Below are 23,931 nucleotides of genomic sequence, written 5' to 3' on the forward strand. Positions count from 1 at the left end.
ACGGCTACTTGCGGTAGCGCGGCGGCGGCGCGTACGAGCCGTCGGCCGGGAAGGCGTTCGGCTGCGAAGACATCGTATCGCGACGGGCGCGGCGCGGCACATTGGGCTCTTCGAGCTCGAACACCGCGGCGCCGATCACGCCGATGTTGCGCACGTCGCCTGCCTCGGTGTTGGCTGCATAGGCACGGCCCGGCGCTGCAAAGCGGAAAGCGGCGACCTCGTTCTGGCTCTTGCGGAAGCCCTCGATGGTGAGCGACTCCTGCCCGCGCAGCACGTAGCCGCCGTTGCGCAGGCTGCCGGGCTTGCCGTTCAGCACGTCGAGGCCGTCGACCGTGGCGATCACCTCGTAGCTGCGGTCGCTGAGGTTGCGAAAGCGCAGCGTGTAGCGCGAGCCTTCGACACCGGCCAGCCGGAACATGTCCTCTGCACGGCGTGCGCGCTGCAGCGGCAGCGGGCGGCCGTTTTCCTCGAGCACCGACCATTCGATGTCGCCCTGCGCCAGTTGCAGGTTCAGGCGCCGCTCGGGATCGTTGCCGACCGTGCGGCGCACCGCACTCGCTTCGTTGTAGCCCAGCGAGGCCACGTCATCCGGCGTTTCGGAGAGGCGCTTGATCGCGACCGTGCGGGTCTTCGATTCGAGGCCCTCGCCCCATTGCGTGCCGAGTTGCGGCGCGGGTGCTGCTGCGCTGGTCGTGGAGGTGCTTGCCGTGTCGCGCAATGCCAGCGGTTGCTGGCTGCAGGCGGCCAGCAGGGCCGCGCCCGCGACAAGACCCGTGGCGAACTTGAAAAGGCGCGAGCGATAGAAACGATGAATCATCTTTGCTCCTCCCGAAGCGAGTTATGGAGCCTCAGATCTTACGCAGGCGCATGCGGGCAGCTTCCGCGTGCGCCTGCAGGCCCTCGCCCTCGGCCAGCGTGACGGCGATGGGGCCGAGCACCTGGGCACCGGCCTCGCTGACTTCGATGAGGCTGGAGCGCTTCTGAAAGTCGTACACGCCCAACGGGCTCGAAAAGCGCGCCGTGCCGCTGGTCGGCAGCACGTGGTTGGGGCCGGCGCAGTAGTCGCCCAGGCTCTCGCTGGTGAAGGCGCCGAGGAAGATCGCGCCGGCGTGGCGCAGCAACGGCTCCCAGCGGTTCGGCTCGCTGCTGCTCACTTCAAGGTGCTCGGGGGCGATGCGGTTGCTGATCTCGCAGGCCTCTTCCATGTTCTTCGTGTGGATCAGCGCGCCGCGGCCGTTGAGCGAGGCGGCGATGATTTCCGCGCGCGGCATGGCGGGCAGCAGGCGATCGATCTCGGCCTGCACGCGGTCGATGTAGGCGGCGTCGGGGCACAGCAGGATGCTCTGCGCCAGCTCGTCGTGCTCGGCCTGGCTGAAGAGGTCCATCGCCACCCACTCGGGCGGCGTGGTGCCGTCGGCCAGCACGAGGATCTCGCTCGGGCCCGCGATCATGTCGATGCCCACGGTGCCGAACACGCGGCGCTTGGCGGCGGCCACATAGGCGTTGCCGGGGCCGGTGATCTTGTCGACCGCGGGGATGGTGGCGGTGCCGTAGGCGAGCGCGGCCACAGCTTGCGCGCCACCAATGGTGAAACCGCGCGTCACGCCGGCCACATAGGCTGCGGCGAGCACCAGTTGATTCTTCTCGCCCTTCGGCGTCGGTACGACCATGATGATTTCGCCGACGCCCGCGACGTGCGCGGGAATGGCGTTCATCAGCACGCTCGACGGATAGGCCGCCTTGCCGCCCGGCACGTAGATGCCGACGCGGTCGAGCGGTGTGACCTTCTGGCCGAGCAGCGTGCCGTCGGCGTCGCGGTAGCTCCAGCTTTCGCCGCTGGCCTTCTTCTGGGCTTCGTGATAACTGCGCACGCGGCGCGCGGCGGCTTCGAGCGCATCGCGCTGCGCGGCGGGCAGCGACTCGAATGCGGCCTTCAGTTCGGCCTGCGTGAGTTCGAGCCCGGGCAACGTGGCGGCGCCGAGCTTGTCGAAACGGTTCGTGTACTCCAGCACCGCCTCGTCGCCGCGCTTCTGCACGTCGGCCAGGATGTCGGCCACCACCTTCTCGATCGCAGCGTCCGCATCCGCAGACCAATGCAGCCGCGCCTTGAATTCAGCGTCGAAGCTGGCTGAAGTCGTGGACAGACGGGCGGGGGCTGCTTTCAGAGTCATGAGGTTCGGATGGAAGAGGAGGAAGTCAGGCGGAAGGAATGGCCGACGCAAACGCGTCGATGATGCGGCGGATGGGCTCGCGCTTGAGCTTGAGCGCGGCCTGGTTGACCACGAGGCGGGCGCTGATGTCCATGATGCGCTCGACCTCGACCAGGTGATTGGCCTTGAGGGTGTTGCCGGTCGAGACCAGGTCGACGATGGCGTCGGCAAGGCCCGTGAGCGGTGCCAGCTCCATGCTGCCGTAGAGCTTGATCAGGTCGACGTGCACGCCCTTGCTGGCAAAGAAGTCGCGCGACAGGCCGACGTACTTGGTCGCCACGCGCAGGCGCGAGCCCTGGCGCACGGCCGAGGCGTAGTCGTAGTCGGCGCGCACGGCCACGCTCAGGCGGCAGGCTGCGATGCGCAGGTCGAGTGGCTGGTACATGCCCTGGTTGCCGTTTTCGAGCAGCACGTCGAGGCCGGTCACGCCGAGATCGGCACCGCCGTACTGCACGTAGGTGGGCACGTCGGACGCACGCACCAGCACCACGCGCACGTCGGGCCGGGTGGTCTCGAGAATGAGCTTGCGCGACTTCTCGGGGTCTTCGGTGACCTCGATGCCGGCGGCGGCCAGCAGGGGCATCGTCTCTTCGAAGATGCGGCCTTTGGAAAGCGCCAGGGTGATCATGCGGCGGCTCCCGTCACGCGTTCAATGTCGGCACCGAGGCCGCGCAGTTTCGATTCCATGCGGTCGTAGCCCCGGTCGAGGTGATAGATGCGGTCGACCAGCGTCTCGCCTTCGGCCACGAGGCCGGCGATGACGAGGCTGGCGGAGGCGCGCAGGTCGGTGGCCATCACGGTGGCGCCCGAGAGCTGCTGCACGCCCTCGACCATCGCGACCTTGCCTTCGACGTGGATGTTGGCGCCCAGGCGCACCATCTCGTTCACGTGCATGAAGCGGTTCTCGAAGATGGTCTCGGTGACCATCGAGGCGCCGCGCGCGATCACGTTCAGGGCCATGAACTGGGCCTGCATGTCGGTCGGGAAGCCCGGGTATTCGGTGGTGCTGAAGCTCTGCGCCTTGAGGTGCTCGTAGGCCGGGCCTTTCGAGCTGATGCGCACGCCATCGGGTTCGGTGGCGACCTGGCAGCCTGCGTCGCGCAGCTTGTCGATCACCGCGTCGAGGTGGTCGCCGCGGGCGTGGCGCAGGAAGGCCTCGCCACCCGTGGCCGCAACGGCGCACAGGAAGGTGCCGGCCTCAATGCGGTCGGCCACCACGGCATGCGTGCAGCCATGCAGCTTTTCGACACCCTGCACGCGGATGTGGCTGGTGCCGTGGCCCTGGATCTTGGCGCCCATGCGGATCAGCATCTCGGCCAGGTCGACGATCTCGGGCTCCTGCGCGGCGTTTTCGAGCAGCGTCTCGCCCTCGGCCAGCGCGGCGGCCATCAGGAAGTTCTCGGTGCCGGTGACGGTGACCATGTCGGTCAGGATGCGCGCGCCCTTCAGGCGGGTGCGGCCCTCGGGCAGGCGCGCGACCATGTAGCCGTGCTCCACCACGATCTCGGCGCCCATCGCCTGCAGGCCCTTGATGTGCTGGTCGACCGGCCGCGAGCCGATGGCGCAGCCACCGGGCAGCGACACCTTGGCATGGCCGAAGCGCGCCAGCAGCGGGCCGAGGGCCAGCACGGAGGCGCGCATGGTCTTCACCAGTTCGTAGGGCGCCTCGGGGTTGGTCAGGTCGCCGGCATTCAGGCTCACCGTGCCGTTGTCGTCGCGCTCGGCGGTCACGCCCATGTTGCGCACCAGCTTCAACATGGTCGACACGTCCTGCAGGCGCGGCACGTTGTGCAGCGTCACGGGTTCGTCGGTCAGCAGCGCCGCGCACAGCTCGGGCAGCGCGGCGTTCTTGGCGCCGGAAATGAGTACTTCGCCGCGAAGCTGGCGCCCGCCGCGAATCAGAAGTTTGTCCATCGAAGTTCCAGCGAAATCAGGGGGCCCGCAGGGGCCGGAAAGTCATTTTTCCACTGCCGCCCATTCGGCCGGCGTGTAGGTCTTCATCGAAAGCGCATGCACCTCGTCGGTGTGCATTTTCGCACCGAGGGTGGCGTAGACCCGCTGGTGGCGCTGGATGGCGCGCTTGCCCTCGAATTCGGCCGAGACGATGGTGGCGTACCAATGTCGGCCGTCGCCTTCGAGCGTGATGTGCTCGCAAGGGAGGTGGGACTGGATCAGGGCCTGGAGTTGTTCGGCGGTCATGGGGATGGGTATTTATCGGGAAACGCCGCGAAAACGGCTTTGCCGGGCCGCTGCTGTTGCCCCCGGAAGGAGGTTGGCAAAGCGACACGAAGTGCGCGAAGACTGGGGAAGAGCCATGACTCAGCCTCGGATTTTGTAGCCGATGCGCAGCAAGTGAACGGCGATGGCGCTCACCGCCAGCCAGGCGATGCCGACGATGCCCAGGCTGAGCCAGGGCGAGGCGTCGCTCACGCCGAAGAAACCGTAGCGGAAGCCGTCGATCATGTAGAAGAACGGGTTCAGGTGGCTCACCTTCTGCCAGAACGGGGGCAGCGAGCCGATCGAATAGAACACGCCCGACAGGAAGGTCATGGGCATGATCAGGAAGTTCTGGAACACGGCCATCTGGTCGAACTTCTCGGCCCAGAGGCCGGCGATCAGGCCCAGGGTGCCGAGCATGGCCGAGCCCAGCAACGCGAACACCAGGATACAGACCGGCGCCACAAAGCTCGGCACCGCGAAGAAGACGGTGACGGCGAACACGCCCAGCCCCACGGCCAGCCCGCGAATGATCGACGAGCCCACGTAGGCGAAGAACCAGCCCCAGTGCGACAGCGGCGTGAGCAGCACGAAGACCAGGTTGCCCATGATCTTGCTCTGGATGATCGACGACGAGCTGTTGGCAAAGGCGTTCTGCAGCACGCTCATCATCACGAGGCCCGGCACCAGGAAGGCCGTGTAGCCGACGGTGCCGTAGACCGTGACGCGGCCTTCGAGCACATGGCCGAAGACCATGAGGTACAGCAGCGCGGTGAGCACTGGTGCGCCCACGGTCTGGAAGCCGACCTTCCAGAAGCGCAATGTCTCTTTGTAGAGCAGCGCGCGCCAGCCAGTGACCGCCATCATCGCGCGACCTCCAGCGGCGTCTGTTCGCCCGCCATCAGGTCGATGAACACGTCTTCCAGGTCGGCCTTGCGCATTTCCACATCTTCCACCGCGACACCGGCTTCGCGGATCGCGGCCAGCAGTTGTTCGACTTCATGCGCGTTCTGCGCCGGGAGCTGCACGATGCGCCCGGTGATGCGCGCGTGCTGGGCGATGGCCCAGGGCAGCATGGCGTCGGTCTTGAAGCGCAGCACGTTGCTGGCGGCCGACTTCAGCAGCTCGCTGGTGCGGTCCAGCGCGATCACGCGGCCCAGCTTGAGCATCGCGATGCGGCTGCACAGCGCCTCGGCTTCTTCTAGATAGTGGGTGGTCAGCAGCACGGTACTGCCCTGCTTGTTGAGCTTGGCGACGAACTGCCAGAGCGTCTGGCGCAGCTCGACGTCGACACCGGCCGTGGGCTCGTCGAGCACGATCACCGGCGGCTTGTGCACGAGCGCCTGCGCCACCAGCACGCGACGCTTCATGCCGCCGGAAAGCTGCCGCATGTTGGCTGTGGCCTTGTCGGCCAGGCCCAGGCTGTGCAGCAGCTCGTCGATCCAGTCGTCGTTGTTCTTGATGCCGAAGTAGCCCGACTGGATGCGCAGTGACTCGCGCACATTGAAGAAGGGATCGAACACCAGCTCCTGCGGCACGATGCCCAGTTGGCGCCGCGCCTCGGCGTAGTCGCGCTGGACGTCGAAGCCGTGCACGCTGATGGCACCGGACGTGGGGCGCGCCAGCCCCGCGAGCATGCTGATCAGGGTGGTCTTGCCTGCGCCGTTGGGGCCGAGCAGGCCGAAGAACTCGCCCGGCTCGATCTGGAAGCTGACCTCGTCGACCGCGCGCAGCCCCTGTTTGCCTTGGGCCCGCTGCTGCTTGGAGGGGGGATAGGTCTTGGAGACCGATTGGAATGAGATCGCGGGCATGGGAGCCCGTGATTTTACGGGGCTGTTACTTTTTCAGGGCGCGGCGGGCAAAAGGCCCGCGATCCCATAAAGGGTCGCCAGTTCTCGCAGCCGCGGCGAGAGGCCCTTGACCGCGAACCCCCGACCCAGCGCGCTCGACTCGCGCCGGCATTCAAGCAGCACTGCCAGTGCCGACGAATCGAACTGCGCCAACGCTGTGGCATCGACCACGGTCGACGACGAGTCGGTCTGGCCTTTCAGCCCCTGCTGCAGCATGCGCATGCAGGCGGGGGCCTCGTCGTGGGTGAGCTTGGTGGGCAGGACCAGCATGGCGTTTGCCCCGTCAGCCCTTGCTGTTGCCCTTGTTGCGCACAGCCAGCGCGGCGATCAGGCCGTCGATGCCGCTCTTGTTGATTTCCTGCGCAAACTGGGTGCGGTAGGTGTCGACCAGCCATACGCCCAGCACATTCAGGTTGTAGACCTTCCAGCCGGCGCCCTGGCCGGGCGTCTTCTCGAGGCGGTAGTCGAGCTGCACCGGGTCGCCACGGCCCTTGACTTCGGTGCGCACCAGCACGTCGGTGTCGGTGGGCGAACCGCGGAAGGGACGGATCGTGACGGTCTGGTCGGTCACCTGGTCGAGCGCGCCAGCGTAGGTGCGCACGAGCAGCGTCTTGAACTCTTCCTGCAGCCGCTTTTGCTGCTCGGGCGTGGCCTGGCGCCAGGCCGGGCCGACGGCGGAAGCCGTCATGCGCTGGAAGTTGACGTTGGGCATGATCTTGCTGTCGACCAGCAGCATGATCTTGTTGACGTCGCCCGCCTTGATGGACGAGTCGGCCTTGATCGTGTCCAGCACGTCGGTCGACAGGCGCTTGACGAGCGCATCGGGCGCTTCGTCGGCCGCGTGCGCGGGCTGCACGAAGGCGACGGCGGCGCCGAACAGCAAGGCACCGGCCAGCACCAGGCGGCCGAGATCGCGTCGTTGCAAGGTCTTGTTGTTCATGGTGAGTCCCTCAATCAAGTTTGAAAATCTACGAAGTACACGCAGGAAGCGAAGTACTGAGACAGAAACGGATTCGAGCGGCGCGGGGCCGACCGGGTTCCTGTCTCGCAGGTGAAGCCTTGCAACCGGATGCAAGCGGCTTCATGGCTAGCCTTCGGCGCGCTCCTGTTTATTTTCCGGCGCCGTCGTCCGGAGGATTGCCGTCGTAGACCTGGCTGCGGCGGCGCTGCAGGAACGCATCGCGCGTGAACGAATACTTGTCGAGCGCCGCGTCGCCGAGCAGTCGGCCCGCACGCAGGTACTGCGAGCGCGTGTCGACCACTCGCAGGGCGGTCAGCGAATTGCGCCAGCGGACGTCTTCCATGTGGGCCAGCGGATCGCCGTAGTAGTCCAGCGGCTTCGCCACGGTATCGCGCAGGGTCGACGGGCCCAGCAGCGGCAGCACCACGTAAGGACCAGGGCCCACGCCCCAATAGCCGAGCGTCTGGCCGAAATCTTCTTCGTGGCGCGAGATGCCTGCATCGCTTGCGACGTCGAGCAGGCCGCCGAGTCCGAAGAAGGTGTTGACGTTGAGGCGCATGAAGGTCTCGGCACTGCCCTGCAGCTTGAGCTGGGCCACGTTGTTCGCCAGGCTCCAGACGTCGCCGATGTTGTTGAAGAAGTTGTTCACGCCCGAACGCACCATCGAGGGCAAGGCCCGCTGGTAAGCGGTGGCCACGGGGACCAGCACCGCGTCGTCGACGGTTTCATTGAAGCGCGAAACGCCACGGTTCATGGGCTCGAACGGGTCGGCCGGATTGGCATTGGGGCCCGTGGCGCAGCCGGCCAAGAGCGCAAAGGCGGCTACAGCGCCCGTCCAACGGGCGTATGGAGCTATATTTTTCATAGCAAATGACAGATTCGATCGTGTTTTCATTTTTTATTGGCTGATCCAGGCGCCGTATTTCCCTCGGCTGCCTTGCTGTACAGGAACTGGCTGATCAGGTTTTCCAGCACCACGGCCGACTGGGTCGCGGTGATGGTGTCGCCGGCTTGCAAGTTCTTCTCTTCGGCGCCCGCCTCGATTCCGATGTACTGCTCTCCAAGCAAGCCACTGGTCAGGATCTTGAGCGAACTGTCCTTGGGAAAACTGTAGCGGTTTTGCAATGCCAGCGTCACGCTGGCCTGAAAGGTCTTGTCGTCGAAGGAGATTGATTCCACACGGCCGACCACCACGCCCGCGCTCTTGACCGCGGTCTGCGGCTTGAGGCCGCCAATGTTGTCGAAGCGCGCAGTGACCGCGTAGGTCTTCTGGAAGTTCAGGCTCAGCAGGTTGGCCGACTGCAGCGCGAGGAACAGCAATGCGGCCCCGCCGATCAGCACGAACAGGCCGACCCAGATGTCATTGTTGGAACGTTGCATGGTTTGCACTCTCTAGAACGATGGAGGCCAGGCCCCTTTAGATACTGAACATCATGGCGGTCAGGAGGAAGTCCAGACCCAGCACCGCCAAAGATGCACTGACCACGGTCCGCGTGGTTGCGCGCGACACGCCTTCAGGCGTGGGCTGCGCTTCGTAGCCCTGCAGCAATGCGATGAAGGTCACGGTGAAGCCGAAGACGATGCTCTTGATGACGCCGTTGCCCACGTCGCGCCACACATCGACGCCGCCCTGCATCTGGCCCCAGAACGCGCCCGGGTCCACGCCCAGCATCAGCACGCCCACCACGTAGCCGCCCATGATGCCGACCGCGCTGAACACCGCTGCCAGCAGCGGCATCGTGATGACGCCCGCCCAGAAGCGCGGCGCAAGGATGCGTTGCACCGGATCGACCGCCATCATTTCCATGGCGCTCAATTGCTCGTCGGCCTTCATGAGACCGATCTCGGCGGTGAGCGAAGTGCCCGCGCGCCCAGTGAACAACAAGGCGGCCACCACGGGCCCGAGTTCGCGCACGAGACTCAGGGTGACCAGCAACCCCAGCGCCTCGGACGACCCGTAGCGCTGCAGTGCGTAGTACATCTGCAGGCCCAGCACGAAGCCGACGAACAGCCCCGACACGCCGATGATCGCGAGCGAGTAGTTGCCAAGAAAATGGATCTGGTCGCGCACGAGTCCGAAGCGACGCATGATCTGCGCGCCCGGGCCGACGAGCCGCATGAAGAGCTTGGCGCCGTAGCCAAGATTCGCCAGATGGCTGCGCACAGCAAAGCCGATATCGGCGGGCTTCCACCAGCTCATGAGCGCCCTCCTTCGACGTTGCCGAAATCGTCTTCGATGCTGACGCCCGGGTAATGGAACCGCACAGGCCCGTCGGGCAAGGCATTCACAAACTGGTGCACCAGCGGGTCGTTGCTCTGGCGCACGTCGTCGGGCGTGCCCTGCGCGGCGATGCCGCCGTTGGCCAGGATGATCACGTGGTCGGCGATGCGGAATGTTTCTTCGAGGTCGTGCGACACGATGATGCTGGTCAGCCCCAGCGTGTCGTTGAGCTGACGGATCAACCGCGCGGCCGTGCCGAGCGAAATCGGATCGAGGCCCGCGAAGGGTTCGTCGTACATCACGAGATCGGGGTCGAGCGCAATCGCACGCGCCAGCGCCACGCGACGCGCCATGCCGCCCGACACTTCGCTGGGCATCAGGTCGCGCGCGCCGCGCAGGCCGACCGCATCGAGCTTCATGAGCACGATGTCGCGTACCAGCGCTTCGGACAGTTGCGTGTGCTCGCGCAGTGGGAACGCCACGTTGTCGAACACGCTCATGTCGGTGAACAGCGCGCCGAACTGGAACAGCATGCCCATGCGGCGCCGCGCCGCATAGAGCGCCTTGGCGTCGAACCTGACGACATCCTGACCGTCGAACAGGACCTCGCCGCGCTGCGCGCGTTGCTGTCCGCCGATCAATCGCAAGACCGTGGTCTTGCCGCCGCCCGAGGCTCCCATCAGCGCCGTCACCTTGCCGCGCGGCACGCTGAACGAAACGCCATCGAGGATCGCGCGCGCGCCGTAGCCGAACGTGACGTCTCGAAACTCTACGAAGGGATGTGGCGTGGTGGCTGGGTCCATCTCAATAAAAAAGCCGGGCGCTTTTTCAAGCATCCCGGCGCGCGGTTTTCCAGCGGATGATAACGGGGCCGCGAGCGCGGCCGCGAAATTGAAACAAAAATCAGCGAGGTAAGTCGCTGAAACCCATCAGAAATTCATCCACCGAACGCGCGGCTTGACGGCCTTCGCGAATGGCCCACACAACCAGCGACTGGCCGCGGCGAATGTCGCCGGCGGCAAACACCTTGGGCACGTTCGTGGCATAGCCGCCGATGAAGTCGACCGTGGCCCGGGCGTTGCCGCGTGCATCCTTCTCGACACCGAAGGCATCGAGCACGGTGGCCACGGGGCTGATGAAGCCCATGGCGAGCAGCACGAGGTCGGCCTTGAGCACTTGCTCGCTGCCGGCCACTTCCTGCATCTTGCCGTCCTTCCATTCGACGCGAACGGTCTTCAGGCCCGTGACCTTGCCCTTCTCGCCGATGAATTCCTTGGTGGAGATGGCGAACTCACGCTCGCAACCCTCTTCATGGCTGGAGCTCGTACGCAGCTTGATCGGCCAGTAGGGCCAGGTCAGCGGTCGATTTTCTTCCTCGGGCGGCTGCGGCATCAGTTCGAACTGCGTGACGCTGACCGCGCCATGGCGGTTGCTGGTGCCCACGCAGTCGGAGCCGGTGTCGCCACCGCCGATGACGATCACGTGCTTGCCGTCGGCGCGCAACTGGCCCTTGACCTTGTCGCCTGCGTTGACGCGGTTCTGCTGCGGCAGGAACTCCATTGCGAAGTGAATGCCGTCGAGATCGCGGCCGGGCACCGGCAGGTCACGCGACTGCTCGGCACCGCCGGTGAGCAGCACGGCGTCGAACTCTTTCTGCAGCTGTTCGGGCGTGATGGTTTCCTTGGCCAGGTTGGTGACCTTGGAGCCCTTGCCCAGCGGATCTTTCGCAGCGCCGACCATGACGCCGGTGCGGAAGATCACGCCCTCGGCCTTCATCTGCTCGACGCGGCGATCGATGTGGGTCTTCTCCATCTTGAAGTCGGGAATGCCGTAGCGCAGCAGGCCGCCGATGCGGTCGTTCTTCTCGAACAGCGTCACGTCATGGCCGACGCGCGCCAGCTGCTGCGCAGCGGCCATGCCGGCGGGGCCCGCCCCGACCACGGCGACCTTCTTGCCGGTCTTGTGCTTGGCCACGCGCGGCGCGACCCAGCCTTCGTCCCAGGCGCGGTCGATGATCGCGTGCTCCAGCGACTTGATGCCAACCGCGTCGTCGTTCACATTGAGCACGCAGGCTGCCTCGCAGGGCGCGGGGCAGATGCGGCCGGTGAACTCGGGGAAGTTGTTGGTCGAGTCGAGCACCGCGAAGGCGTTCTGCCAGTCGTTGCGGTACACGAGGTCGTTGAAGTCCGGAATGATGTTGTTGACCGGGCAGCCGCTGTTGCAGAACGGCGTGCCGCAGTCCATGCAGCGCGCGCCCTGTACCTTGGCCTGCTCGGTATTCAGGCCGACGACGAATTCCTTGTAGTGCTTGACGCGCTCGTCGACAGGCTTGTAGCCCTCTTCGATGCGCTCATGCTCCATGAAGCCGGTGATCTTTCCCATCGTGATGTCCTCTGTTCTTCGTAGCTGTGCCGCGCTCAGACGGCGGCCGTGGCAGCGGGTGCGGCCAGTGCGTGCGGCTCCAGGCCCACGTGCGCGTTGTTGCCGCTGCTGGTCAGCTCGACCTTGCGGTCGTGCAACTCGGCAAGCGCGCGCTTGTATTCGTTCGGGAACACCTTGACGAACTTCGTGCGCGACACGGCCCAGGTGTCGAGCAGCTCGCGTGCGCGCTTGCTGCCGGTCCAGCGGTGGTGCTCTTCGAGCAGCTTCTTGAGCTGGGCTTCGTCGGTCTCGCCGCCATGCCAGATCTTGCGATGCACGCTCGCCGTTTGCTCGGCCGAGGTCAGCACCTTGTCGAGCGAGACCATCGAGAGGTTGCAGCGCGAGGCGAACTGGCCGTCTTCGTCGTAGACGAAAGCCACGCCGCCGCTCATGCCGGCCGCGAAGTTGCGGCCCGTCTTGCCGAGCACGGCCACCGTGCCGCCAGTCATGTATTCGCAGCCGTGGTCGCCGGTGCCTTCGATGACCGCCGTGGCGCCCGACAGGCGCACCGCGAAACGTTCGCCGGCCACGCCGCAGAGGTAGGCCTCGCCGGTGGTCGCGCCATACAGCGCGGTGTTGCCGACGATGGTGTTGCGCACGGCCTCACCGCGGAAGTCGAGGCTGGGTCGCACCACCACGCGGCCGCCCGAGAGGCCCTTGCCGGTGTAGTCGTTGGCGTCGCCGATCAGGTACAGCGTGATGCCGCGTGCCAGGAACGCGCCAAACGACTGGCCACCCGTGCCTTCGAGCTGGATGCGGATCGAATCGTCGGGCAGGCCCTGCGGATGCACCTTGGTCAGAGCACCGGAGAGCATCGCGCCCACCGAGCGGTTGACGTTGCGTGCCACTTCGATGAACTGCACCTTCTCGCCCTTTTCGATGGCGGGACGCGACTTCTCGATGAGCTTGACGTCGAGTGCACGTTCGAGGCCATGGTCCTGGTTCTCGACGTGGAAGCGCGGCACCTCGGCCGGCACGTTCGGCAGCGCGAACAGGCGGCTGAAGTCCAGGCCCGAAGCCTTCCAGTGCTCGATGCCCTTGCGCATGTCGAGCAGGTCGGCGCGGCCGATCAGGTCGTCGAACTTGCGGATGCCCAACTGGGCCATGATCTGGCGCACTTCTTCGGCAACGAAGAAGAAGTAGTTGACGACGTGCTCGGGCTTGCCCGAGAACTTCTTGCGCAGGATCGGGTCTTGCGTGGCCACGCCCACCGGGCAGGTGTTCAGGTGGCACTTGCGCATCATGATGCAGCCCTCGACCACCAGCGGCGCGGTGGCGAAGCCGAATTCGTCGGCGCCCAGCAGCGCGCCGATGGCGACGTCGCGGCCGGTCTTCATCTGGCCGTCGGCCTGCACGCGGATGCGGCTGCGCAGGCGGTTGAGCACCAGCGTCTGCTGTGTTTCGGCCAGGCCGATTTCCCACGGGCTGCCCGCATGCTTGATCGACGACCAGGGCGATGCGCCCGTGCCGCCGTCATGGCCGGCGATCACGACGTGGTCACTCTTGCACTTGGCCACGCCCGCCGCGATGGTGCCGACGCCGATCTCGCTCACCAGCTTCACGCTGATGCTCGCGTGCGGCGCGGTGTTCTTCAGGTCGTGGATGAGCTGCGCGAGGTCTTCGATCGAGTAGATGTCGTGGTGCGGCGGCGGCGAGATCAGGCCCACGCCCGGCACGGCGTAGCGCTGCTTGCCGATGTACTCGGTGACCTTGCCGCCCGGGAGCTGGCCGCCCTCGCCCGGCTTGGCACCTTGCGCCATCTTGATCTGGATCTGGTCGGCCGAGTGCAGGTACTCGGCGGTGACGCCGAAGCGGCCCGACGCAACTTGCTTGATGCGCGAACGCAGCGAGTCGCCATCGGCGAGGGGCAGGTCGACTTCGACGTTGGCCGCGCCGATCACGCTCTTGAGCGTATCGCCCTGCTTGATCGGGATGCCCTTGAGTTCGTTGCGGTAGCGCGCCGGGTCTTCACCGCCTTCGCCCGTGTTGCTCTTGCCGCCGATGCGGTTCATGGCAATGGCAAGCGTGGCGTGCGCCTCAGTGCTGATCGAGCCGAGCGACATCGCGCCGGTGGCGAAGCGCTTGACGATTTCGGCGGCCGCTTCGACCTCGTCCACCGGAATGGCCTTGGCCGGATCGATCTTGAACTCGAACAGGCCGCGCAGCGTGAGGTGGCGACGGTTCTGGTCGTTGATGAGCTGCGCGTATTCCTTGTACGTGTTCCAGTTGTTGGCACGCGTGCTGTGCTGCAGCTTGGCGATGGCGTCGGGCGTCCACATGTGCTCTTCGCCACGCGTGCGCCAGGCGTATTCGCCGCCGGCGTCGAGCATGTTGGCGAGCACCGGGTCGTCGCCGAAGGCGGCCTTGTGCATGCGGATGCCTTCTTCGGCGATCTCGAAGACGCCGATGCCCTCGACGCGGCTGGCGGTGCCGGTGAAGTACTTGTTGACGGTCTCGCTGTTCAGGCCGATGGCTTCGAACAGCTGCGCGCCGCAGTAGCTCATGTAGGTGCTGACACCCATCTTCGACATGATCTTCGACAGACCCTTGCCGATGGCCTTCACGTAGTTGTAGACCGCCTTGTCGGCGCTCAGGTCGCCCGGCAGGTCGGCGTGCATGGCCGCCAGCGTTTCCATCGCGAGGTACGGGTGCACGGCTTCCGCGCCGTAGCCGGCGAGCACGCCGAAGTGATGCACTTCGCGCGCCGAACCGGTCTCAACGACGAGGCCGGCGGTGGTGCGCAGGCCTTCACGGACCAGGTACTGATGGACGGCCGACAGTGCGAGCACCGCCGGAATCGCCACTTGCGTCGGGCTCACGCCGCGGTCGCTCACGATCAGGATGTTGTGGCCGCCCTTGATGGCGTCCACCGCTTCGGCGCACAGCGAGGCCAGCTTGGCCTCGACGCCTTCGTCGCCCCAGGCGAGCGGGTAGGTGATGTCGAGCACATAGCTCTTGAACTTGCCCTGCGTGTACTTGCCGATGTCGCGTAGCTTCGCCATGTCGGCGAAGTCGAGGATCGGCTGGCTCACTTCGAGCCGCATCGGCGGGTTGACCTGGTTGATGTCCAGCAGGTTGGGCTTGGGGCCGATGAAGGACACCAGCGACATCACGATCGCTTCGCGGATCGGGTCGATCGGCGGGTTCGTCACCTGCGCGAACAGCTGCTTGAAGTAGTTGTAGAGCGGCTTGTTCTTGTTCGAGAGCACGGCCAGCGGGCTGTCGTTGCCCATGGAGCCGATGCCTTCTTCACCAGCCTGCGCCATCGGGCTCATCAGGAACTTGATGTCTTCCTGGGTGTAGCCGAAGGCCTGTTGGCGGTCGAGCAGCGCGACCTGGCTGAGCGGCGCGGAGACCGGTTCGGCCTTCACGCTGTCGAGCTTGATGCGCAGGTTTTCGATCCACTGCTTGTAGGGCTTGCTGTTGGCGAGGGTGGCCTTGACCTCCTCGTCGTCGATCATGCGGCCCTGCTCCAGATCGATCAGGAACATCTTGCCGGGCTGCAGGCGCCACTTGCGAACGATCTTCTGCTCGGGCACGGGCAGCACGCCCGATTCGGAAGCCATGATGACCAGGTCGTCGTCGGTCACGCAGTAGCGCGAGGGGCGCAGGCCGTTGCGGTCGAGCGTGGCGCCGATCTGGCGGCCGTCGGTGAACACGATGGAGGCGGGGCCGTCCCACGGCTCGAGCATCGCGGCGTGGTACTCGTAGAACGCGCGGCGGCGCGGGTCCATGGTGGCGTGCTGTTCCCAGGGCTCCGGGATCATCATCATCACGGCCTGGCTGATCGGGTAGCCGGCCATCGTCAGCAGCTCGAGGCAGTTGTCGAAGGTGGCAGTGTCGGACTGGTTGGCGAAGCTGATCGGGTAGAGCTTCTGCAGGTCGGCGCCGAGCACGGGCGACGACATCACGCCTTCGCGCGCCTTCATCCAGTTGTAGTTGCCCTTGACCGTGTTGATTTCGCCGTTGTGGGCGACGTAGCGGTACGGGTGGGCCAGCGGCCATTCGGGGAAGGTGTTGGTCGAGAAGCGCTGATGCACGAGGCCCAGGGCCGAGACGCAGCGCTTGTCCTGCAGGTCGAGGTAGTAGGTACCGACCTGGTCGGCGAGCAGCAGGCCCTTGTAGACCACGGTGCGGCTCGACATGCTCGGAACGTAGTATTCCTTGCTGTGCTTGAGCTTCAGGCGCTGGATGTTGGCGCTGGCGGTCTTGCGGATCACATACAGCTTGCGCTCGAGGGCGTCCTGCACGATCACGTCGTTGCCGCGGCCGATGAAGACCTGGCGCAGCAGCGGCTCCTTGGCGCGCACGGTGGGCGACATGGGCATGTCGCGGTTGACCGGCACGTCGCGCCAACCGAGCAGCACCTGGCCTTCGGCCTTGATGGCGCGTTCCATCTCTTGTTCGCAGGCTTCGCGCGAGGCGTGCTCCTTCGGCAGGAAGATCATGCCGACGCCGTATTCGCCGGGCGGGGGCAGCGTGACGCCCTGCTTGGCCATTTCTTCGCGATACAGGTGGTCGGGCAGCTGGATCAGGATGCCGGCGCCGTCGCCCATCAGCTTGTCAGCGCCCACTGCGCCGCGATGGTCGAGGTTTTCAAGAATCTTCAAGCCCTGCAGCACGATGGCGTGGCTTTTCTCGCCCTTGATGTGGGCCACGAAGCCGACGCCGCAGGCATCGTGCTCATCAGCACCGGAATACAGACCGTTTTTTTGGAGATGTTCGATCTCGGCAGCCGTCGTCATGGCGCGCTCCTTCAGTTTTCGCAGGGAAAGGGAGCATATTGCGATGCACAAAGAATGCCAAACACTTTAATAGGGGTCAGATTCTTATTAAATCTTGAGTTTTCTAGTCAGAATTAAATTAGGGACATATTAAAAACAGGAGCAAAAAATCCAGCTGCTGCAACGGCTCCAGGCCATTTGATTACTCAGGAGACGGTTTCGAAGGCGGCCGACCAGCCTTCGCTTTGATCACGCGGCGGTCCGTGGCCTTTTGCAGCGAGTCGAGAAAATCGCCGTCCCCCGCCGCCCAGCCCCGCAAAGTGGCTTCGGTCAGCGCGGTCTGGTCCGCCGTGCGCACCCCGCTGCGCACCAAGTCGACGTAGGCCGCCTCGCGTGCGAAGGGCGTGTTGCCCAATTCCCAATACAGCGGATGGGGCGTGAGCAGCCGGTCATGCCGCAATCCGGCGTAGTGGCCGTGGCTGGACCAGGGAAAGTCACGCGCATCGGCCACCATGCCCGCCCGCACCGGGTTGAGGTCGATGTAGGCCATGCAGGTCAGCAGGTAGCGATCGGTCTGGATCAGGGTCGATCGGTAGCGCCCTTCCCACAAGGTGCCGCTGCGGCCGTGGCGGTCATTGAAGTAGCGCACGTAGCTGCGCCCCACCGACTGCATGAACTGCGGCAGGCCGGTGGTGTTGTTCGGCGTGGCCAGCAGGTGGAAGTGGTTGTCCATCAGCACATAGGCATGCAGCGCGATGCCGAAACGCGTGGCGTTCTCGGCCATCAGGCCGAGCAGCTTTTCGTGGTCCGCACGATCGACAAAGATCGGCTGGCGGTTGTTACCGCGCTGGATCACGTGGTGCGGCATGTCGGCCAGCGTGAGACGGGGGAGACGGGCCATGGGATGGGTTGTGGCGCAGGGCTTGTATCCTAAGCGGCCATTCACCAACGTGACGGGGGAGCCATCGATGTTCAAGTTCTTCAAGGAAATGCTCGATTCGGTCAAGGAGGGCATCGCGGAGGGAAAGGCCGAACTCGCCGAGGAAGAGGCGGCCCGCCAGGCCTCGCTGCAAGAGGGCAATGCCGCGCTGAAGGCACGCCTCGCCGCTTCTTCGCGCTACGAGAACTTCACGGTCGCGCTGGCCGCCGTGTATCGCCAGACCTTCGGACCCGACTTGAAAGAAGCGCGCGAAGCACAGCGCAGCGCGGTGCACCTGTTGTGCGTCGACATCGCACCCGATGAAGTCGAGGCCTGGAAGAAGTTGCTGGCGCGCGACTTCTCGGTCACGAATGCGAACGAAGCGGAATCAGTGGTAACGGAAATCGTCGACAGCCTTCCTTCCCAACCCTCCAACGACGACCTGGCGCTCTGGATCGGCCGCGCAGCCCATCTGTCAACGGCCGCCGCCGCCGTGGGCTACATCAGCGCCAGCGCGGCGCTCGACTGGCTGGAGCCCGCCGTGGTGCTGGCGGTCGAGCACTTTGACAGCTGGCCCAACTACGCGCAGAGCTTCCTGGCAGGCGAGCGGAATGCGCCCGGCAGCAACGTCCTCGGACGCAAGCTCCTTGGCTCGGTGTCGGAAAAGCTGCTCGAAGACGAACTCAGCCCTTGGAAGGTGGTGGCCTGGCCACCTCGCGACGCACTGGAAGAGCTGCTGGCGTCACGCGGCGCAGCGCCCCGCCCCGCGTAACACCAGGAGAAGCCGGCTCAGCCGAGCCGGAAGCGCGTGTCGCCGAGCGTATCGAGCCCGAACTGCGACAGCAGCTCGCCAAGCCGCGTCGCCGCACTCGCCTTGCGCTGGCCGGTGTAGCGCGCCAGGATCAGTTCGTTCTTCATGCTGTGCTCCCAGCCGACCAGTTCGGTGACCGTCACGCTGTAGCCGTTGGCTTCCAGGTACAGGCAGCGCAGCACGTTGGTAAGCTGACTGCCGATCTCGCGTGTGTGCAGCGGATGTCGCCACAGCTCGGCCAGCGGCGTGCGCGACAGTGCCAGTGCCTTGGTCTCGCGCAGGCAGGCGGCCACTTCGGCCTGGCAGCAGGGCACCAGCACCATGCAGCGCGCCTTCTTGGCCAGACCGAAGGCGATGGCGTCGTCAGTGGCGGTGTCGCAGGCGTGCAGCGCAGTCACCACATCGATCTGCGCAGGCAGTTCGCGGGCTTGGGCCGATTCGGCGACCGTCAGGTTCAGGAACGACATGCGCCTGAAACCCAGCCGCTGTGCAAGCGCCCGGGATTTCTCGACCAGTTCGCCACGCGTCTCGATGCCGTAGACGTGACCGCCCTGGCGTGCCCGGAAGAACAGGTCGTAGATGATGAAGCCCAGGTACGACTTGCCCGCGCCATGGTCGGCCAGCGTGGCGCCGGCGCCCTCTTCCGGCAGCTCACGCAGCAATTGCTCGATGAACTGGAACAGGTGATAGACCTGTTTGAGCTTGCGCCGCGAATCCTGGTTGAGCCGACCCTCGCGCGTGAGGATGTGCAGCTCTTTCAGCAGCTCGATGGATTGACCCGGACGCAGGACTTCGGCCAGCTCCGCGTCGGCCTTGACGGCCTTGTTGGTTTTCACGGGGTGCGCTGCGGCTTTGGTGGCATTCATGGCTTTGCACTCCCGGCACCCACGTCGAGCGCGGCCCAGCCCGCCGCGCCCAGCGCCTCGAGCGTGTCGATGTTGCGCTCGAAGATCGCCTCTGCCTCGGGAAAGGCCTCGACCGCACGGCTCACGCTGTCTTCGCGCAGCAGGTGCAGCGTCGGGTAAGGCGCACGGTTGGTGGCGTTGCCGATGTCGTCGGGCTCTGTGCCGCCGAACTGGAACTGCGGATGAAAGCTCGCCAGCTGGAGCATGCCATCGAAGCCCGCGCGTGCCAGGCGGCGCTCGGCGCGCGCCGTGAAATCGTTGAAGTCCAGAAAATCCGCCAAGGTGTTGGGTGCCATCAAAAGGGTGGTGTCGCGCACGGAGGCGTCGAGGGCTGCGAGCTCGCGGGCTTCGGAAAGGAGCGCATCCATCAGGTCGGCCTCCTCGGTGGGCAAGTAGGTGGCGTAATGGATCTGCGCCTTCACGTGCACCGCCTTTGCGAACGGGCACAGGTTGAGGCCGATCACCGCGCGCTCGAGCCAGCGCCGCGTGTCGGCTTCGGCCTGAGCGGCAGTGATTGTCGTCGGACCGCTCATGCCGCCTCCGCCGCAGGGTGAATCCGTCCCAGCCGCCGCGCGAGCAGCATGCCGGCCAGCGAGCAGGCCAGCGTCGCGGTCCAGGTCCAGTGCCAGCCGCCGACACGGTTCGCCACCCATGCGACCGCCGGCGGCGCCAGGAACTGGCCGAGCGAGGACGCCTGCTGCATCAGCCCGACCGTCGTGGACACGGTGTTCGGACTGGGCGCCAGCCGCACGCCGAGCAGGAACAGCGTTGCCGGCACCATGCCGCCGCCCAGGGAGAAGACACAGACCGCGATGTAGCGAAGCGCCGGCGGCAGGCCCATCGCATCGGCGCCCTGCCCCACTTGCGCGAATGCCGCCACGCCCCCCAGCGCCATCGCCAGGAAGCCCCATTGCAAAAGGCGCTCGGGCGCTATGCCGCGCTGCAGCCAACGCCCACCGGCGATGTTGCCGACGATGTTCATGGCGGCCGCGAGCGCCGTGAGCACGGCGTTCCACCCGGCCGGCACGCCCGCGCCAGCATAGATGGCCGGCAGGAAGCCGATCACCGCCATCCACTGCGCCGAGTACACGGCGAATGTCAATGCGATCAGCCAGGGCGCACGAGCGCCGACGGTGGCGCGCAGGCGCGGCGCCCAGCCCGTGGAAACACTGCCCGCTGCGGCCGGGCGAAGGCGGTCCGCAGGCACGGCCATCCAGACCCAGATTGCTGCCACGGCCGAGACCATCGACAACAGCCACCACCAGTCGGCCCACCCGCCCCACGCGATCAAAGCCGGCCCGAGCAGCAGCGCAAGCGCGACGCCGAGCGGCATGTAGGCACCCCACAGCCCCAGCGCGGCCTTGTCCGCGCCCGGCGGCGTGAGCGCACGGATCAGGCCCGGCCCCGGCATGACCGACAGCAGAAAGCCGATGCCCTCGACGGCACGAAGAACCAGCAGCCACTGCACTGCATGGGCACCGCCCACAAGCCCCGCGCCAACCGCGCCGCCCAGCAGGCTGGCAACCGTCAACACCACCAGCCCGGTCAGCATGCTGCGACGCAATCCGATGGTGTCGGCGGCAAGACCGGCGATCAGCCCCAGGGTCATGCTGGCCACCTGCACCAGCGACAGCAGGAAACCGGCCTCCACGAGGCTGATGCCGAGCGAAGCCTGCAACGCCGGCACGGCGGGTGGCAACTTGCCGAGGTGCAGGGCACCGCTGACCCCACCCAGCAGCACCGCGAAAACGGCAGCGGGCACGCTTGCCTTGGTGGCTGTGCTCATGCGATCCCCCGGCGGCCGGTGAGCCGCTCGTGCTCGCGCATGGCAAAGCGATCGGTCATGCCGGCGATGTAGTCGGCCACTGCACGGTGCCGGTCATGGCGGTCGCCATAGGAGGCCGGCATCTCGTCACCGCGTTCCAGGTAGGCCTCGAACAGTTCGCGCACCACCTGCTGCGCCTGGTCGGTGGTCTGGGTGACCTGCGGATGCCGGTAGAGATTGCGGAACAGGAAACGCTTGAGCTCGTCCGACTGAGCCTGCATGGTCGCGCTGAAAGCGACGACAGGCGGGGCCTTGCGCACCGCATCGGCGTCGACCGGCGCAAGCGTTTCGAGCGCCGCGCGCGTCGCGTCGATCACGTCGTAGACCTGTGCACTCAGCATGCGCCGGATGGTTTCGTAGAGCACGCGCCGGTCCTGCAACTGCGGATGCTCGGCCAGCGCTTCGCGGCGGTAGCGCTCGAACAGTTCCACCTCGGCCAGTTGCTCGACGCTGATGAGGCCCGAGCGCACGCCGTCGTCGATGTCGTGGGCGTTGTAGGCAATGGCGTCGGCCAGGTTGCACAGCTGCGCTTCGAGCGCCGGCTGCGTGCGGTCCAGAAAGCGACGCGCCACGCCTTGCGGCTCAGTCGCCTCGATGCGCTCGGCGTTGGCGCGCGAGCAGTGCTTGAGAATGCCCTCGCGGGTCTCGAAACTGAGATTCAGGCCGTCGTACTGCGGATAGCGGTGCTCGAGCGCATCGACCACGCGCAGGCTCTGCAGGTTGTGCTCGAAGCCGCCGTGCCCGGTCATGCAGGCGTTGAGCGCGTCCTGCCCGGCATGGCCGAATGGCGTGTGGCCCAGGTCATGCGCCAGCGCGATGGCCTCGACCAGGTCTTCGTTGATGCGCAAGGCGCGTGCGATCGAACGGCCCAGTTGGGCGACTTCGAGCGAATGCGTCAGCCGCGTGCGGAACAGGTCGCCCTCGTGGTTCAGGAAAACCTGGGTCTTGTAGACCAGCCGGCGGAAGGCGGTGGAATGAACGATGCGATCGCGGTCGCGCTGGAAGGCATCGCGCGTGGGCGCGGGCGGTTCGGCATGGCGCCTCCCGCGCGACTGCGCGGGGTGGCAGGCATAGACCGCCAGGCTCATTGGTGCACCCTTGGCGCTGCGCGCCTTCCCGCCAAGCAGGAGCGAGCTTGCCTGGGGCAGACCGGCGCGGCGCTCATCCCGCGCAGCACTGCGCGAGCACTTCGCGCACAAGCGCATCGGGTGCGCTGCGAACCACGGCCGAGCCGGGCTTGTCGATCACCACGAAGCGGATCTCGCCGGCTTCCGATTTCTTGTCGACGCGCATCAGCTCCAGGTAGCGCTCCGCGCCAAGTGCCGGTCCGACGATGGGCAGGCCTGCACGCTCGATCAGGCGCGTGAGGCGCTCGACAAAAGCGGCGTCGACGCCACCAAGCCGTTGCGACAGGTGCGCCGCCATGACCATGCCGCAACCGACTGCTTCGCCATGCAGCCATTCGCCATAGCCGAGGCCCGATTCGATGGCATGGCCGAAGGTGTGGCCGAAATTGAGGATGGCGCGCAAGCCCGTCTCGCGTTCGTCCTGCCCGACCACCAGCGCCTTGATCTCGCAGCTGCGCTTGACGGCATGGGCCAGGGCGGCGGGGTCGCGCGTCGTCAGCGCGTCGACGTTGGCTTCGATCCAGTCGAAGAAGGCCATGTCGTAGATCGGGCCGTACTTGATGACCTCGGCCAGGCCGGCACTGAGCTCGCGCGGCGGCAGGGTCTGCAGGGTGTTCAGGTCGCAGAGCACCAGCTGTGGCTGGTAGAACGCGCCGATCATGTTCTTGCCCAACGGATGGTTGATGGCCGTCTTGCCGCCCACCGAGGAATCGACTTGCGCCAGCAGCGTGGTCGGCACCTGCACGAAAGGCACGCCGCGCATGTAGCTCGCGGCGGCAAAGCCGGTCATGTCGCCCACCACGCCGCCGCCCAGGGCGAAGAGCACGGTCTTGCGGTCGCTGCCATGGCCGAGCAGGGCATCGAAGATCAGGTTCAGTGTCTGCAGGTTCTTGTGCACCTCGCCGTCGGGCAATTCGAGCAGGTGCACGGTGCGAAATCGGCCCGCCAGGGCGCTGCGCAGGGCCTTGGCATAGAGCGGCGCCACCGTGGTGTTGCTGACGATCAGTGCGGAAGCGGCCGCGGGCGTGGCGGCAAAGCTCTGCGGGTCGTCCAGCAGGCCGGTGCCGATCAGGATCGGGTAGCTGCGGTCGCCGAGCTGGATGTCGACGCGTTCTGGCGAGGCGGAAAGTACGGGCAAGGACATGGCCGCGAGTTTAGGCGCTGCCGCCCGGACAGTTCAGGCGGAGGGCTCTTCCGGGTGGGCGCCGGGCTCGACGATGCCGGCCAGTTCGAGCTGCATCACGATGATGTTCACCAGCATGGCGATCGAGGGACGGCCGGTGTCGACCACGTCATGGGCCGTTTCCCGGTAGAACGGATCGCGTGCGTCGTGCAGCTCGCGCAGCCGCCCCAGCGGGTCTGCAACCTGCAGCAAAGGCCGCTTGACGTCATGGCGCAGGCGCCGGAACAGGTCTTCGGGCGAGGAGCGCAGGTAGATCACATGGAAGTGCTCGCGCAGCTGGCTGCGGTTGGCCTCCCGCAATACGGCGCCGCCGCCGGTGGCCAGCACGCCCTGGGCATTTGCCGCGAGGTCGGCGATCACGGATTGCTCGAGATCCCGGAAGGCCGTTTCACCTTCGCGCTCGAAATAATCGCGGATCGAGCAGCCGATGCGCTGCTCGATCACGTGATCGGTGTCGATGAATGGAAGATCCAGCCGAGTGCCCAGGCGCCGGCCCACTGCGGATTTTCCGGCGCCGGGCAAACCGACGAGTGCGACCGCCACGCGGTGGCTGCTAC

The 23,931-nt window shown here is 66.0% G+C and carries 23 protein-coding genes; 1 reads left to right on the forward strand and 22 read right to left on the reverse strand.

Annotated elements, in window-relative coordinates:
• Window positions 1-4: 4 nt before the first annotated feature.
• The 16 genes from BLQ28_RS25575 to BLQ28_RS25650 form a co-directional block, all read right to left on the reverse strand.
• Complete coding sequence (locus BLQ28_RS25575; RefSeq protein WP_093246068.1) at window positions 5-817, reverse strand: hypothetical protein; 813 nt, start codon at window positions 815-817, stop codon at window positions 5-7.
• Between the two features lie 31 nt (window positions 818-848).
• Window positions 849-2,171: a histidinol dehydrogenase gene (gene hisD, locus BLQ28_RS25580; RefSeq protein WP_093246070.1), complete on the reverse strand. Its 1,323-nt coding sequence runs from the start codon at window positions 2,169-2,171 to the stop codon at window positions 849-851.
• Window positions 2,172-2,196: 25 nt separating this feature from the next.
• Window positions 2,197-2,838: an ATP phosphoribosyltransferase gene (gene hisG / locus BLQ28_RS25585; protein WP_093246071.1), complete on the reverse strand. Its 642-nt coding sequence runs from the start codon at window positions 2,836-2,838 to the stop codon at window positions 2,197-2,199.
• Window positions 2,835-4,124, reverse strand: a complete 1,290-nt coding sequence (gene murA, locus BLQ28_RS25590) for a UDP-N-acetylglucosamine 1-carboxyvinyltransferase (RefSeq protein ID WP_093246073.1) — start codon at window positions 4,122-4,124, stop codon at window positions 2,835-2,837. Before murA ends, hisG begins: the two co-directional genes overlap by 4 nt.
• A 42-nt stretch (window positions 4,125-4,166) precedes the next feature.
• Window positions 4,167-4,409, reverse strand: a complete 243-nt coding sequence (locus BLQ28_RS25595) for a BolA family protein (RefSeq protein WP_007835251.1) — start codon at window positions 4,407-4,409, stop codon at window positions 4,167-4,169.
• Between the two features lie 120 nt (window positions 4,410-4,529).
• Window positions 4,530-5,294 (reverse strand): ABC transporter permease, encoded by a 765-nt coding sequence (locus BLQ28_RS25600; RefSeq protein ID WP_093246075.1) that lies wholly within the window; start codon window positions 5,292-5,294, stop codon window positions 4,530-4,532.
• A complete protein-coding gene (locus tag BLQ28_RS25605) occupies window positions 5,291-6,238 on the reverse strand; it encodes an ABC transporter ATP-binding protein (RefSeq protein WP_093246077.1) in 948 nt (315 codons plus the stop codon). Before BLQ28_RS25605 ends, BLQ28_RS25600 begins: the two co-directional genes overlap by 4 nt.
• Before the next feature lie 33 nt (window positions 6,239-6,271).
• The gene (locus BLQ28_RS25610; RefSeq protein ID WP_093246078.1) at window positions 6,272-6,547 is read right to left on the reverse strand and encodes an STAS domain-containing protein; all 276 of its coding nucleotides are present in this window, start codon (window positions 6,545-6,547) and stop codon (window positions 6,272-6,274) included.
• Between the two features lie 13 nt (window positions 6,548-6,560).
• Complete coding sequence (locus tag BLQ28_RS25615; protein ID WP_093246080.1) at window positions 6,561-7,217, reverse strand: MlaC/ttg2D family ABC transporter substrate-binding protein; 657 nt, start codon at window positions 7,215-7,217, stop codon at window positions 6,561-6,563.
• Between the two features lie 169 nt (window positions 7,218-7,386).
• Window positions 7,387-8,103, reverse strand: a complete 717-nt coding sequence (locus BLQ28_RS25620; protein ID WP_176801224.1) for an MlaA family lipoprotein — start codon at window positions 8,101-8,103, stop codon at window positions 7,387-7,389.
• Between the two features lie 26 nt (window positions 8,104-8,129).
• Complete coding sequence (gene mlaD, locus BLQ28_RS25625; protein ID WP_093246083.1) at window positions 8,130-8,618, reverse strand: outer membrane lipid asymmetry maintenance protein MlaD; 489 nt, start codon at window positions 8,616-8,618, stop codon at window positions 8,130-8,132.
• Window positions 8,619-8,655: 37 nt separating this feature from the next.
• Window positions 8,656-9,438 carry a lipid asymmetry maintenance ABC transporter permease subunit MlaE gene (gene mlaE / locus BLQ28_RS25630; protein WP_093246084.1) on the reverse strand — a complete coding sequence of 261 codons (783 nt, stop codon included), beginning with the start codon at window positions 9,436-9,438 and terminating at the stop codon, window positions 8,656-8,658.
• Window positions 9,435-10,295, reverse strand: a complete 861-nt coding sequence (locus tag BLQ28_RS25635; RefSeq protein ID WP_093246086.1) for an ABC transporter ATP-binding protein — start codon at window positions 10,293-10,295, stop codon at window positions 9,435-9,437. The genes mlaE and BLQ28_RS25635 overlap by 4 nt, the downstream gene beginning before the upstream one ends.
• Window positions 10,296-10,362: 67 nt before the next feature.
• On the reverse strand, window positions 10,363-11,841 hold the full coding sequence (locus BLQ28_RS25640) for a glutamate synthase subunit beta (RefSeq protein ID WP_093246087.1): 1,479 nt from the start codon (window positions 11,839-11,841) through the stop codon (window positions 10,363-10,365).
• A gap of 35 nt (window positions 11,842-11,876) precedes the next feature.
• Entirely contained in the window at window positions 11,877-16,625 is a 4,749-nt protein-coding gene (locus BLQ28_RS25645; RefSeq protein WP_093246089.1) for a glutamate synthase-related protein, read from the reverse strand.
• Window positions 16,626-16,806: 181 nt separating this feature from the next.
• Complete coding sequence (locus BLQ28_RS25650; RefSeq protein ID WP_093246090.1) at window positions 16,807-17,505, reverse strand: transposase; 699 nt, start codon at window positions 17,503-17,505, stop codon at window positions 16,807-16,809.
• Here BLQ28_RS25650 and BLQ28_RS25655 point away from each other — a divergent pair.
• Entirely contained in the window at window positions 17,504-18,295 is a 792-nt protein-coding gene (locus BLQ28_RS25655; RefSeq protein ID WP_176801225.1) for a DUF1266 domain-containing protein, read from the forward strand. The genes BLQ28_RS25650 and BLQ28_RS25655 overlap by 2 nt on opposite strands.
• 17 nt (window positions 18,296-18,312) lie before the next feature.
• Here BLQ28_RS25655 and BLQ28_RS25660 read toward each other — a convergent pair whose 3' ends face one another.
• The 6 genes from BLQ28_RS25660 to BLQ28_RS33385 all read right to left on the reverse strand — a co-directional run bounded on the left by BLQ28_RS25660 (window position 18,313) and on the right by BLQ28_RS33385 (window position 23,917).
• Entirely contained in the window at window positions 18,313-19,200 is an 888-nt protein-coding gene (locus tag BLQ28_RS25660) for a class I SAM-dependent methyltransferase (protein WP_093246093.1), read from the reverse strand.
• The gene (locus tag BLQ28_RS25665) at window positions 19,197-19,772 is read right to left on the reverse strand and encodes a DUF1415 domain-containing protein (protein WP_093246095.1); all 576 of its coding nucleotides are present in this window, start codon (window positions 19,770-19,772) and stop codon (window positions 19,197-19,199) included. The genes BLQ28_RS25660 and BLQ28_RS25665 overlap by 4 nt, the downstream gene beginning before the upstream one ends.
• Window positions 19,769-21,025 (reverse strand): MFS transporter, encoded by a 1,257-nt coding sequence (locus BLQ28_RS25670; protein WP_093246097.1) that lies wholly within the window; start codon window positions 21,023-21,025, stop codon window positions 19,769-19,771. Before BLQ28_RS25670 ends, BLQ28_RS25665 begins: the two co-directional genes overlap by 4 nt.
• A complete protein-coding gene (locus BLQ28_RS25675) occupies window positions 21,022-22,152 on the reverse strand; it encodes a deoxyguanosinetriphosphate triphosphohydrolase (RefSeq protein ID WP_093246098.1) in 1,131 nt (376 codons plus the stop codon). Before BLQ28_RS25675 ends, BLQ28_RS25670 begins: the two co-directional genes overlap by 4 nt.
• A 73-nt stretch (window positions 22,153-22,225) precedes the next feature.
• Entirely contained in the window at window positions 22,226-23,335 is a 1,110-nt protein-coding gene (gene aroB, locus BLQ28_RS25680) for a 3-dehydroquinate synthase (protein ID WP_176801226.1), read from the reverse strand.
• Between the two features lie 33 nt (window positions 23,336-23,368).
• Window positions 23,369-23,917 carry a shikimate kinase gene (locus tag BLQ28_RS33385; protein WP_093246100.1) on the reverse strand — a complete coding sequence of 183 codons (549 nt, stop codon included), beginning with the start codon at window positions 23,915-23,917 and terminating at the stop codon, window positions 23,369-23,371.
• Window positions 23,918-23,931: the final 14 nt, after the last annotated feature.

The sequence above is a fragment of the Variovorax sp. EL159 genome (genome assembly GCF_900100965.1).
Taxonomy (GTDB): Bacteria; Pseudomonadota; Gammaproteobacteria; order Burkholderiales; family Burkholderiaceae_C; genus Variovorax.